The sequence below is a fragment of the Aliikangiella marina genome, assembly GCF_007004765.1.
GTDB classification, from domain to species: Bacteria; Pseudomonadota; Gammaproteobacteria; order Enterobacterales; family Kangiellaceae; genus Aliikangiella; species Aliikangiella marina.
In genome coordinates, this window is sequence record NZ_VIKR01000002.1 from 398571 (window position 1) to 411436 (window position 12866).

Annotated in this window: 10 protein-coding genes and 1 tRNA gene; 5 read left to right on the forward strand and 6 right to left on the reverse strand. The window is 42.8% G+C overall.

Annotation, left to right across the window (positions count from 1 at the left end; genetic code table 11):
* Positions 1–16 precede the first annotated feature (16 nt).
* The 3 genes from FLL45_RS08040 to FLL45_RS08050 all read right to left on the reverse strand — a co-directional run bounded on the left by FLL45_RS08040 (position 17) and on the right by FLL45_RS08050 (position 2557).
* A complete protein-coding gene (locus tag FLL45_RS08040; protein ID WP_142941520.1) occupies positions 17–667 on the reverse strand; it encodes a TorF family putative porin in 651 nt (216 codons plus the stop codon).
* Positions 668–911: 244 nt separating this feature from the next.
* Positions 912–2150 (reverse strand): ammonium transporter, encoded by a 1239-nt coding sequence (gene amt, locus FLL45_RS08045; RefSeq protein WP_142941521.1) that lies wholly within the window; start codon positions 2148–2150, stop codon positions 912–914.
* Positions 2151–2218: 68 nt separating this feature from the next.
* Positions 2219–2557, reverse strand: a complete 339-nt coding sequence (locus FLL45_RS08050) for a P-II family nitrogen regulator (protein ID WP_142941522.1) — start codon at positions 2555–2557, stop codon at positions 2219–2221.
* Between the two features lie 319 nt (positions 2558–2876).
* Here FLL45_RS08050 and FLL45_RS08055 point away from each other — a divergent pair, with 319 nt between their 5' ends.
* The 3 genes from FLL45_RS08055 (at position 2877) to FLL45_RS08065 (ending at position 7848) form a co-directional block, all read left to right on the forward strand.
* Positions 2877–3065 (forward strand): zinc-finger domain-containing protein, encoded by a 189-nt coding sequence (locus FLL45_RS08055; RefSeq protein ID WP_142941523.1) that lies wholly within the window; start codon positions 2877–2879, stop codon positions 3063–3065.
* 332 nt (positions 3066–3397) lie between these two features.
* The gene (locus FLL45_RS08060; RefSeq protein WP_142941524.1) at positions 3398–4624 is read left to right on the forward strand and encodes an efflux RND transporter periplasmic adaptor subunit; all 1227 of its coding nucleotides are present in this window, start codon (positions 3398–3400) and stop codon (positions 4622–4624) included.
* 38 nt (positions 4625–4662) lie between these two features.
* Positions 4663–7848: an efflux RND transporter permease subunit gene (locus tag FLL45_RS08065; protein WP_142941525.1), complete on the forward strand. Its 3186-nt coding sequence runs from the start codon at positions 4663–4665 to the stop codon at positions 7846–7848.
* A 157-nt stretch (positions 7849–8005) separates the two neighbouring features.
* Here the strand turns inward: FLL45_RS08065 and FLL45_RS08070 are convergent, their stop codons facing one another.
* The gene (locus FLL45_RS08070; protein ID WP_142941526.1) at positions 8006–9652 is read right to left on the reverse strand and encodes a hypothetical protein; all 1647 of its coding nucleotides are present in this window, start codon (positions 9650–9652) and stop codon (positions 8006–8008) included.
* Positions 9653–9731: 79 nt separating this feature from the next.
* Here FLL45_RS08070 and FLL45_RS08075 point away from each other — a divergent pair, with 79 nt between their 5' ends.
* Both FLL45_RS08075 and FLL45_RS08080 read left to right on the forward strand, forming a co-directional pair.
* Complete coding sequence (locus FLL45_RS08075) at positions 9732–10388, forward strand: class I SAM-dependent methyltransferase (RefSeq protein ID WP_142941527.1); 657 nt, start codon at positions 9732–9734, stop codon at positions 10386–10388.
* Between the two features lie 127 nt (positions 10389–10515).
* Positions 10516–10592, forward strand: a tRNA-Ile gene (locus FLL45_RS08080).
* Between the two features lie 116 nt (positions 10593–10708).
* On the opposite strand, the gene FLL45_RS08085 is transcribed toward FLL45_RS08080, so the two are convergent.
* Together FLL45_RS08085 and FLL45_RS08090 are read right to left on the reverse strand one after the other, a co-directional pair.
* Entirely contained in the window at positions 10709–11068 is a 360-nt protein-coding gene (locus FLL45_RS08085; RefSeq protein WP_142941528.1) for a hypothetical protein, read from the reverse strand.
* Between the two features lie 371 nt (positions 11069–11439).
* Positions 11440–12414, reverse strand: a complete 975-nt coding sequence (locus FLL45_RS08090) for a transposase (protein ID WP_142941529.1) — start codon at positions 12412–12414, stop codon at positions 11440–11442.
* Positions 12415–12866: the final 452 nt, after the last annotated feature.

Consider the following 12866-nt stretch of genomic DNA (forward strand, 5'->3'; position numbering starts at 1 on the left):
TTAGACAAGAAAAATGCTAGAAGCTAAAACTGGCACCAATAACCAGGTAATCTTCTGCACCTTCCACATCTAATTCGTTATCACTGTAAGTCGCCCATAAAGAGAGACTTTCAGAGGCTGCATAGCTGGTGCCGATGGCCCAATCGGTGTTATCTCCAACACCGGTAACATCATATTCACCTGTATGCAAAATCAGTGAGAATTCGTCGGTTAATGCAAACTCGGCATCGAGAGAGAGATAAGTTGCATCTAAGTCGACGTCATCATAGTAGGTTAAACTAAATTGACCGACGGAAACGGAAGCATAGTATTCGGTACTGGAACTGGTATCACCGGTAAAGGTATATTCAGTCACACCGACACCCAATGAAACCAAGTCACTTACGGCAAAGTCATAGCCTGCCATTAAGTCGATTTCAACACCATCATCGACGCCAACGTCATAATTTGATGCCCAAGCTCCAAACCAAAAACCTGTTTCATGACTGACGGTTACATCACCTTGAAGCGCTGCGTTTTCTTGGTTGAGATCAAAACCCCGCCAAATGTATTGGCTGGTTGGTGTGGTACTAAACTCGGTACTAAAACCTGCACTTCTGGCTACATCAACGTGGCCAATCATAATGGTCGCGGCGGCAATCGGAATTATTTTAGTTGTTAGTTTCATTGTTAAATCTCCTTTTTGGTCCTTTATATTTAATGTCGAATTTTTTGAATTTTAACTATTCACTTTTTTTCGCTTTTAATATTTTTATTGTTTTATTTTTATTGTTGTTATTAATGTTTTTTTTATTGAGTGTCGTCTAGAACCGTTGCTCTAGACGACGCTTTTGATTGATAACTTTTAATGTTCAAACAGTACCTATTAAGGAACACTGTATTTTATTAACGTTATTAGATCTCATTAACCGTTAGATAACGTTAGTTGTGCGACCAGCGATAAACTCTGGGTAGGCTTCCAAGCCACATTCAGTGATATCGGCACCAAGATATTCGTCTTGTTCGCTGATTCGAATACCAACAATTTTCTTAAGTGCAAACCACACGATAAAGCTGACACCAAACACCCATGCCGCAATGACGCCGGCGCCAATTAATTGAGTGCCAATGGATACGTCTTTGGTGACTGGAACAAGTAACAAGCCAACCAAACCAGCGGTACCATGGACTGAAATTGCACCGACTGGATCATCAATTTTCATTTGATCGAGGAATTTGATTGAGAAGAATGCTGCCGCTGAACCAACCACTCCAAATAGTGCCGCTTGCATCGGCGTCGGCGAGTCAGGCGCCGCAGTAATGGTAACTAGACCGGCGAGAGCCCCATTAACGATGAGGGTCAAGTCGGCTTTACCATAGATGATTAAACTCAATAAGTATGCTGCGATAGCACCCGCTGCTGCGGCGGCATTGGTATTAACAAAAACACTTGCAACAGCATCAGCATCTTCAACACCCGTGAAGCTTAATTGAGAGCCCCCGTTAAAGCCTAACCAGCCAAACCACAAGATAAACATCCCCAATGTCACTAATGGCATGTTGGCTCCAGGAACAGGTTTCACACCCTTTTCGGTATAACGTCCTTTACGTGGTCCAAGCAAAATTACACCAGCTAAAGCGGCCATTGCGCCGGCCATATGGACAATGCCTGAACCCGCAAAATCGCTGAAACCGAGGCCACCATCTTCTTCGCTAGCACCAAGGAACCCCGCTCCCCAAGTCCAGTAGCCCTCGACTGGATAAATAACGGCAGTTAAGAAAATAGTGAAGATTAAAAAGCTGGATAGCTTCATCCTTTCAGCGACGGCACCCGATACAATCGACATGGCGGTAGCGACGAAAACGACTTGGAAGAAAAAGTCGACTTTGCTGGATTGTGAAGCGCCTTCCGCGGTTGCATCGATTCCAAAACCGATGCTCGGTAGCCAGCCTCCTGTGGTATTACTTTGGTACATGATGTCGAAGCCGATAATCATGTAGCAAATACATGCAAGGGCATAGAGTAAAATGTTTTTGGTTAAAATCTCAGTTGTATTTTTACTTCGGACTAAGCCTGCTTCGAGCATCGAAAAGCCCGCGGCCATCCACATGACCAGAGCACCCGAAAAAAGCAGAAATAGTGTGTTAAACAGATAGTTTGTTGTTTCCATTGTGTTATCTCTCTAATTTATTTTCACCGACTGAAGCAGTGTTCTTTTTATTGGTAAAAGTGGCGCGGTTAGATTGCTTCCAAATCAACTTCGCCAGTTCTGATTCTGAGTGCTTGTTCGAGTTTGTAGACGAAGATCTTGCCGTCACCTGGGCTTCCAGTTTGGCTCGACTCGACGATACTCTCGACAACGCGCTCTAGATCCTTCTCACTCACCGCTAGCTCTATTTTTACTTTTGGTACAAAGCGGCTGGTGTATGCATTCCCACGATAAATTTCTGTATCAGCTCTTTGGTTGCCGAATCCTTTGACTTCTGTGACGGTCATGCCTCCAACGCCATCACTTAGGAGACGCTCGTATACGTCACTTAACTTAAATGGCCGAACGATTGCGGTTAACCAATACATGCTCAATCTCCCCTTTCGCTAATTTTTTGATTTATTCAATTAAAGTTGTTTGCGTTTTGTATTTTTCATTGTGACTTTTTCAATTTGCGTGCCAGGAAATAAGCCGTGTTTTTCAGAAGGTTTGCACAGATTTGGGGCTAATTTTTTAAATCAGGAAAAAATGAGGCAAAAATAGAGATCAAATTTGGTGCGCCCATATTGCTGAAAGCTATATGGCCTTTTTTAAAGGTTGGCTTTGTCTCTTTTTAGCGCTTACGAGATTTTTTGGCTAAAGTTCAGTTATCCGTTAAACTAGTCGTATCGACGGAGGGAGCGTGCAATGTCTGAACAACAAGAACAAGTGACTAAGCCAACGATCTTAGTAACAAACGCTGATATACCAGTGTGTTGCCCGCCAAAAGATCAAGCTCACTGGAATCTTCATCCGCGGGTTTATTTGGACATTGAGTCTGATGGCAGCGCGGACTGTCCCTATTGCGGCAATCATTTCGAACTTCAGCAAGAATAATCACCAAAACGCACTAAACTTAATCTAAATTCGAGTATTCTCGTATTAGAGCAATGAATGGGTGCTAACTGTCTGTTTCTCAGTAACTTTCTAGCCATATCCAACCGGTTAAATAACCCGCAGGTGGACTAAACAGTGACTTTTGGTTGTAAATTCAGCGCGATAAGGTGTGATTTTGCAAGAAATGCACATTTCTTTACATCTGAACGCGTTATTTACATTTTAGAAACAGTATTGCAAAGGGTGCTTGAGGCACAATAACGTATCGAAAAAAATGTGTTTTCGGCGCCGGGGGGCCCGAAAGCGATAACTCTAATTGAAGTGGGGTAATTATGAGTCGCGGAAAGTCGGTAGCAATAGGGTTTGGGATCTTCTTTGCTGGCATTGCTGTTATTGTATTATTAATGGCTGCTCGTCCTAAGCCACCTAAGAAACCTGTTGAAAATTCATCTCCTCTCGTCGAAGTCGTCTTACCCAGTGCGCAATCGGTGACATTTGAAGTTAAAGCTCACGGCGTGGTTAAACCGAGAACTGAAACCGTCTTAGTGTCCGAAGTGGCTGGCGTCGTTGATAGTCTGTCGGATAAGTTTGTTGCGGGGGGATATTTCCAAAAAGGCGAAGTTTTACTACAAATTGATCCAACGGATTACGAAGTAGGGGTTGAGCAGGCAAAAGCCCGTCTCGCCAGTCAGAAAGCGCAATATGCACAAGAGAAAGCCAAAGCAGAGCAAGCCCGCAAAGAATGGGACCTTACGGGACGCTCTCGCGAAAACGCGCCGATCTTAGCGTTACGTGAACCTTTTCTACTGGAAGCTAAAGCGAACATGCAGTCAGCAGAAGCCGATCTTAAAAAAGCGCAGCAGAAGTTAGCCAGGACGACTATTCGTGCGCCCTACGACGGTATGGTCAAAATGAAACAAGTCGATGTCGGACAGTTTGTCGCGACGGGTACCCAGTTGGGTACAACTTTTGCCATTGATTATGCAGAAGTTCGCTTACCGCTGACGGACCAAGAACTTGCTTTTATCAATGTACCCGAGTGGGGAACTGAAGCTCAAACAGCTAGTTCAAATGTGACACTGGTTGCAGACTATGCTGGTCAAGAGACTCGCTGGCAAGCAAAGCTTGTGCGAATGGAGGGAGTCGTTGATGATCAGAGCCGAGTGCATTATGCCGTCGCCCGAATTTCCGATCCTTATTCAGTACTTGAATCAACAGCCAATCCGGCGCCCCTTAAAATCGGAACTTTCGTGACTGCGGTAATTAGTGGTAAGCAAGAAGATAACCTAATTAAATTGCCACGTGAAGTGTTTAAAGATCTAACTCAAGTTTTAGTGAGTGATAAAGAAAATAAACTTTACACCAGAGAGCTAGAAGTTATTCGCTCTGAGGCAGATGCCGTTTATGTTCGTAGCGGATTAAATGACGGAGACAGAGTCTTAATGACTTCAATCGAGTCGCCAGTTCAAGGGATGTCTTTGCGTGTCGCCGGTGACCCGGAGCCTGAACCGGCAGAAGAACTTGAACAAACTGAAGAAGAATATGCGCAACAGCCTTAATTCTTGTTGTTAATTTAAATCATTGAGCGAAACGAATCATGAGTGAAAATATACCAAGAGAAAAAGGCTTAATAGCTTGGTTTACGTACAATCCCGTTGCCGCGAATTTGTTGATGATTTTCATCATTCTCGGCGGCTTATTCTCATATCAAAGTATGACCAAGCGGATGCAGCCTGATATTCAATTGAATATGGTGAACATCTCGGTTCCCTATCTAGGTGCGGCGCCTGAAGAAGTTGAGCAAGGCGTTGTCATTAAAATTGAAGAGGCTATTCAAGATGTAAAAGGCGTTAAGCGCACAACCGCCACTGCGCGCGAAGGTATGGGCACGGTTACCGCAGTGTTGTTTAATGATGTTGATCTAGATGATGCCGTTAACGAAATAAAAATCAAAGTTGATTCAATTGCAACTTTTCCAGGGGAAACGGAGAAGCCGGTTATTTCTAAAGTCGAGTTTTCCCAAGGAGTGGTCTGGCTGAGTGTCTATGGTGATATGGACCAACGAACGAGGCAGTCTATAGCGAAGGAAGTTAGGAACGATATCATGACTCTCCCTGAAGTTAATCAGGCGGATATCATGGGAAGTCGTGAGTATGAAATATCAGTTGAAATTTCCGATGCCGAGTTGCGTGCTTATGGCTTAACTATGAGCGAGATCGCTAATAAGATTCGTCAGTTCTCTGTGGATTTGCCCGGCGGTCAAATTAAAACTGAGGGCGGCGACATTCGTTTGCGTACCGTTGGACAAGCCTATTCTGAAATCGAGTTCTCTGATTTAGTACTGCGCACTAATGCTGATGGTACTCGTTTGCGTTTAGGTGATATTGCGACGATTAACGATGGATTTGTAGAGTCCGACGGGTATGCGAGATTCAACGGCAAGCGAGCAACGGTAATTCAAGTTAAATCGGTTGGCGAGCAAAACGATATCGAAATTTCTCAAGCCGTTCGTGCCTACATCGAAGAGAAAAATAAGACCCTTCCAGAAGGCGCTCAGATTGAGCTTTGGGGAGATGGTGCTTCCTATTTACAGCAGCGTCTCGACATGATGTTTGACAACATGCTCATGGGGATTGTTTTAGTTTTTATTTTGTTGTCTTTATTTCTACGTTTCAAAGTTGCGCTTTGGGTTTTAGTTGGCATTCCAATTTGTTTCTTCGGTGCGTTTTTATTTATGGACAAAATCGGTCCAATCTCAACCAACATTAACTTCTTGAGTTTATTTGGGTTAATCCTGGTACTGGGGATAGTGGTCGATGATGCTATTATCATCGGGGAGAGTGTCTACACTGAAATTAAGAAAAATGGCCATTCCAAAGAAAACGTGATCAAAGGCGCTAAACGAGTCGCGGTACCAGCGACATTTGGTGTTCTTACCACTATCGCAGCTTTTGCGCCTTTATTGACCTTGGAATTTATGTTTGCGCCTTTCTTTGAAGCAATCGCAGTGGTGGTAATTCTGTGTTTGATCTTTTCGCTTGTCGAGTCAAAGTGGATTCTGCCTGCGCATTTAGCGCATATGAAGTATGAGACTTATGATGAAAGCAAGGTTGGTTGGTTTGGCAAATTACAACATGCGACACGCGTGGGGATGGAAAATTTTGCGAGTGATGTTTACAAACCCTTTTTAGAAAAAGTGATCGTACACCGGTATTTAACGTTAGTAACGTTTATAACCGTTTTGCTTGTTTCAATTGGTTTACTTTTCTCTGGCTTGATCAAAGTAGAGCCGTTTCCGAGTATTCCCGGCGATATGATTCAAGCGCGATTTACGTTAAATGACGGCTCTCCAATTACTGCAAGAGACAAACTAATTGAACGGATGGAAAACGCGATTGATAAAGTAGACGCCCGTTTGGCGGAGCAAAACAATGGTGAATCGTTGGCGATGCATTCCTTGTCTTGGACTCAAGGAGATACTGGCGGTGCGATGCTGGTTGAACTCACCAAAGGTGAAACTCGCTTGGTGGACTCTATCGCATTTGAACGAGCATGGCGTGAAGAAGTCGGCGAAGTTGCCGGCGTCAAGGAACTCCGTTTTATGTCTTCTGCCGGAGCCGGTGGTGACTCAGCAATTAGTTTTAGGCTCGTTGGTGCGAACTATGAAAATTTAGAACGGGCTTCTAAAGAGTTACAAAATAAACTAGCCGAGTACGATGGAATTTATGACATTCGTACCACTAATAGTGCTGGTAACCAAGAAATAAAACTGGCGTTAAAACCGAGTGCTGAGACGCTTGGCATCACCCTGTCGGATTTAGGTAGACAAGTTCGTCAAGCATTTTACGGTGAGGAAGCACAGCGAATACAACGCGGTAAAGATGAAATTAAAGTCATGGTCCGTTTTCCAAAAGAAGAGCGTACTTCGATTTCGAATTTAGAAAATATGCGAATACGTACACCTCAAGGACAATGGGTACCATTTACCTCGGTTGCCGAATTTAAGATGGAAGAGGGAGTTTCAGCGATTCAGCGAGAAGATAGTAAACGCGCTGTTTCAGTCTTAGCGGACTTTAACCCCGAAAAAGTTCAATCGCATATGGTGACTTCGGAAATCAACCAAGAGTTTATACCAGGTTTAGTAAAAAAATATCCGGGTGTCTCTTCTGAGTTGAGTGGTCAAAGTAAAGAAGTTGGCGACATGGCTGACGAAATTAAACAGTCAATGCTAATTGCGCTAGCGATCATCTATATCCTGATTGCGATCCCTTTAAAGTCTTACATCCAACCGTTTATGGTGATGATTGTTATCCCATTTGGTCTGACGGGAGTCATCGTTGGTCATTTGGTATTCGGTAAGAGTTTCAACATGATGTCTATGTTTGGCGTCGTGGCATTAATGGGCGTTGTAGTCAATGACAGTCTGATAATGGTGGATTTTGTTAATCGAGGCCGAAGAGAAGGCATGCGTCTCAGAGATGCCGTATTGCAAGCGGGTACACAACGTTTCCGCGCTATCATGCTGACCTCGTTGACAACATTTTTTGGGTTGTTGCCAATTATGTTTGAAACTAGCTTGCAAGCGCAAATTATTATTCCGATGGCTATAGCGCTTGGGTTTGGAATTATGTTTGCAACCGTTATCACTTTGTTATTGGTTCCGGCGCTGTATTTAATCCTCGAGGATCAAAAAAGATGGATATTCGGGCTATGGAATAGTGTTAAGTCTTTAGTGCCAAATAAGAGAACACCGACTGCAGTGCAATCAGCTAGCAACGAGTAAATCACAATAAGTAATTGGTGATTATTAACTGGTGATAAGTATTATTATTAACTAGTAGCAAGATACAAGTATCTATCAGCTAGTGTTAAGTTATGGGGCGTAAGAAAGCTTCCGGTTTTTTTTAACGACCGGGCGCTCCAGTCTAGAAACATAAAGATTATCGGGCTTGCGCTTTTTTCGCAGGCCCTTTTTCTGCCCGTTTGGCATTTCTATCGGCCAGCGCTTTATTTAATCCTAACAACATTTTTTTGATTATACCCAAACGCTGCGGCGACAAAACACTGACATCGTCGGTATCTGCGTAAACGAGTGCGTTAACTCTTTTACCGGGTTTTAGTGAACACAATACAAACTGCGAGACCTGATCCTTTTGAACTGCGATTGGAAGTTTAGCCCAGATATTTTGATGCGCTTTTCTGCTCAAAAGCATAAAAGTTTGACGCTCAATAAATTTGATGAGCGGAGTCGGTTGTTTAAATTCGAACTCTGGTTTAATTGCCGTTCTATTTTTGGCATTTAAAGCTGCTCGGCAGACGACTTTACTCGCGCTGTAGTCAACCACCATAAATGAAACCCTGTCGAGTTTAAGTTCGTCGATTAACGTTCTTAAAGTGAATTGGATTAAATCAGATGATGTCTCAAAGCTATCAGGCTCGGCTACAATTTTTTGTATCGCATTTTTGATGGCTGTCGGCGAAATGACTTTGCTATTAATCGGTGGTTTCGGTTTATTATCCAAAGCTGGGCTCGCTACCGGTTTTTCTCCTGCTTTCATTTGTGCTGCGGTTTTGACGGGTTGCGCTTTTTGAGGTTTTGCACGCACCGGCCGTTTGGCAACCTGGGCTTTCGGTTTGCTGAGTAACCAGCCTGGGAAAGCGGGTTTCGTTTTCAGCATGATAAAGTTAGCCCCTGGATTAGGCAGCCGACTACCTTGAAAGTTTATACTCGCTGTACGTACCGCATCTTGTATGCTCTTTCGTAATTTATTGGTATCGCAGCCAGCAAGCTGATGAATTAGATGAAAAGTGTGCCGATAGCTATTGTTATGCCACGGCAATAATATTGAGCGAGCCAGCTTGTTGGCCATTACAATCAACCAACCTTCGTAACGATCCCAATCCTTCAAGGATGGTGTTTTAGTTTCATCGAAACCGTCTCGGGCATAGAGCAAAAGTTCCTTCGGCTTATTCGGTAAACGTTTTTCAAATAAAATTTGATTTTGCTCGCTCAGTTGCAACTCTTTTGCGACGGCAATACGCCACCGGTACAAATTGAATCCCAGCAAAGACTTTTCATACTCACCCATTTGTTTAGGATTGGTCAGCTGGCGATAATAAATTCGCCACATTTCCTTTGGTGCTAGGTGCCAAAGCATGGTTTCAGGGAACAAATAGCAAAGACTCGTCCAATACGCTTGAGTGCAAGCACGATGCATTTGACAAAGGTTATTGGCGAGTTCAGCGGCTAAGAGGCTGGTCGCTAATGAGAAACGAACCTCCATTGGTGGACGCGTATTGGGAACTTTGGAATTCTTGAAAATACCCGCAGCTGCGCTCAATCCAAGAGTGCTCATTGCGTGATCTGCCGCAAAGGGGCTACTGACCTTCTGTTGAGTGGCTTTATTGGCTTCGCTGATGAGCGTGTAGCAAAATATCGGGTCTCGCCGATAGATTTTCTTGAAAGAATTAACCGAGCAATCCTCGGACTGAAAGTTTTCCTTTATTGACGCCAATTCTAGTGGCTGAATTGGGTTTGCTTTATACTCAGCGAGTCTTTTTTGAATTGACGCTTCGGCGTTGCTCATAAAGGCACGTACTTCGGGGGTTAAGGTTTTATCGGCTTGCTCATAATTATAGCTGAGATATCGATGATAGGAGTGAATTTTGTCTGCCGATCAGTTTGACTCAAATAGTTGCCCTTTATGTTTAAATGACGACCATGATTTCTATCATGAGGACCGCAAAAGAGTCTATTTACAGTGCAAGTGCTGCCATTTGGTCTTCGTCCCCCAGTGTTTTCATCTGGACGCCCAAGCAGAGAAGGCCGAGTATGACCGCCATCAAAATGACCCACAAGATGCCGGCTATCAAAAATTCTTGTCGCGAACAACTGAGCCACTTTTCAACCAATTACCTCAAGGTGCCACAGGACTCGACTTCGGCTGTGGACCCGGTCCGGCGATTTCAGTGATGGCTGAGCGACACGGATTTAAGGTCTGTAATTATGATATTTATTACTATCCCGACGTTCGCCAGCTAGAAAAACGCTTTGACTTTGTGACAATGACAGAAGTTATTGAACATTTGGCTGAACCTTTTAAGATATTGAATTTAATAGATAAAATTTTAAATTCCGGCGGCATTCTTGCAATTATGACTAAACGAGTGATTGATAAAAATGCGTTTTCACGCTGGCATTACAAAAATGATCCGACGCATATCGCGTTTTATTCAGTGCCCACATTTGAATGGATTGGTGGCCGAAGGGGCTGGAAGCTACAAGTTATTGATAATGATGTCGTATTTTTTCTCAAGGATTAACGATTTACGGTTGAATGGTCGGGCAATTTTCCGTAAACTCCGTCTCCTCTAGATATACCCGCTAGAAGAAGGCTCTTCAGTTAGCTTCTACTGAGGTATGTATTTAGGTTCAAATTAAGTTCAAAATGGGCCCTTAGCTCAGTTGGTTAGAGCATCCGACTCATAATCGGCAGGTCCCCCGTTCAAGTCGGGGAGGGCCCACCATTTACCCCCATCACACATTCTGCAACTAACGTTAATCGTTATTGCTTGTTGAACTGCGATGTTTATTCCTGAGATTTGCGGCCTTACGGTAGTAACGACGGTCGTTAAGTCAAACATTATGACTGTTTAGACAGATCTTTGATTAAGTCTAAAATCTGTTGCTCACCAGCACTGACACTTCCATCCGACTCAGCCATTTTTTGAGCGATAACATTGACTTCACTTCGTCCTGAAAGATTACTCATAAACTCTGATACCAGGGCTTGCTTATCCCCATCTCTGACTTTTGCTCGAAGTTCCATCAAGTAATTATCGAGTGAAGTACCACTGGTCCAATTCATTTGCTCGCTAATAGCATTAAATGCATCCTGCTCACCCATAGTGATTTTCATATCCTGACGATACAATACTATTAGCAATCCGAGCAGCGCTTCGTTTTCGCTTTGTGTTAACTCCCCGATATTAAAACTTGCCATAATGTGCCTGTCTCCTTTTAAGTCATTTAAAAAAGATTTAATCATAAGTCAGATCGAAAATATAGAGATTCAGATCAATGCTGATTAACTTAAGTTCCAAACGTTTAAAGCCGTCGATTATTTATGATTAAACAACACTAAGCTGTAAAACCAGAGACTGTAAAACCAGACAGGCACAATTTGGTTTTTTACTCACAGTCGCTTGAGATATTGACTTTGAAAGTTGTGTATTTGATTTTGATTGTCTGTAGTTGACGAAGAAACTTAAGAGAGTTGTCCTAAAAAATAAAATTTCTTTGAATTTAAGGGGCTAGAAATTCTTTCTTGTGCAAAAATAATTGCTATTACAAATAAGAAGAGCGTGGAAGTTTTTAGGTAGGTTCAATATATAGTGTTCTAATACTCGAAATGCCTTTTATCCAATGCTTTTTGAATCTCTTTAAGTAAGCCGTTATTAATTGCATTGGTCCAATAGCCCTATGATAATTCTTTTCCAAAGAAATGAGCTGTTGAAGCCAATTATCTTCACTTAAGTTGAGACCGCTAACAGTTAACAAAACTCCATGCGGCATAGTAGCTTTCCCGGGGTGGTTAATGTTTTTACCGGTCCATTCAACTAACTCGATGTAGTCTTTGAGCTTTAAGTTCATAGTACGTGATTTGATTTTTCCTGCGATAGCGTCAACTGCTTGTTCAAGCTGATCTACATTTAGTTGTGCTACGCGCTTTTGAATGCTAGTGAACTCACTGGACTGTAGTTCGTCAGTTACTCCAGCTCTTATCGGATTTAAATCTACATAAGTCATACAAGTTAAGGCGGCTGCTTCATCCAGTAAAGCTTGGGAAGTAAAGCGGGACTCCCAAAAGTGACCTTTCACAAAGTCTTCAAGGTTGCATCGTTTTGCAATCGGCTCATTGAGGCATTTCATCAACCACGAAACTGAGCCTAAACGATATCGATATTCTTCAATTAATTGCCTATCTTGAATTATTGCTTGCAACCTCAACGTTCGTTGAAGTTTAAATCTTGGATTATCTAGTTTTCCTGAAAACAGTTTCAGCCAGCGGTCAGCGACCTCAAAGTCTGTCCATTGATTGGGACCTTGAGGGTCGGAATAAATCACAAAGTGATAATGATTATGCATAACGGCGTAGCTATATACTTCAATAGCAAAAATATTGGCTAACTCAAGTATTCTATTCTCAATCCAAGCCCTTCTGTGCTCATACGACTTGCCTGTCTCTTCATCTTTTCCGCATAAAAATGCGCGGCGAACGCACCGAGAAATGAGGTGATAGTACCCTGCAGATTCTGGGTCGATTAATTCACTGCGCTTTGTTGCCATTTCATCCTCCTTGATGATTTGTTTTTAGTATGGCCACAGTTTGGAAGTGAGCAAATCGGATATATTTGGATTTTGACTTAAGAGAATGACGTTAGGTTAGATAAGAGATTGACTGTATGGTGCCTGGCCGGAATTTGGTGCTTGGCCAGAATTTGAACTGTATGGTGCCTGACCGGAATTTGTGGCTGAAACTTGAGCCTTTGATTGAGGGTAAATTAGGTTGAACTTGTTGGTTTAAGAGAATGACCAGAAGGGGGTAAGGAGATTGACCATATAGTGCCTGTCAGAAAATGGGAGGTTTTTTAATCGATGTTTGGTTAATTGTATATTGAGTGTCCAGTTGTCAACTTTGGTGTGTATGAAAAAGCGACGCATAACTTTTTGCCTAACTTGGTCGCTGAAAAAATGAGCATAATTTCCTATTTTTCGTAACGCGTTTGAGGCAGAATACG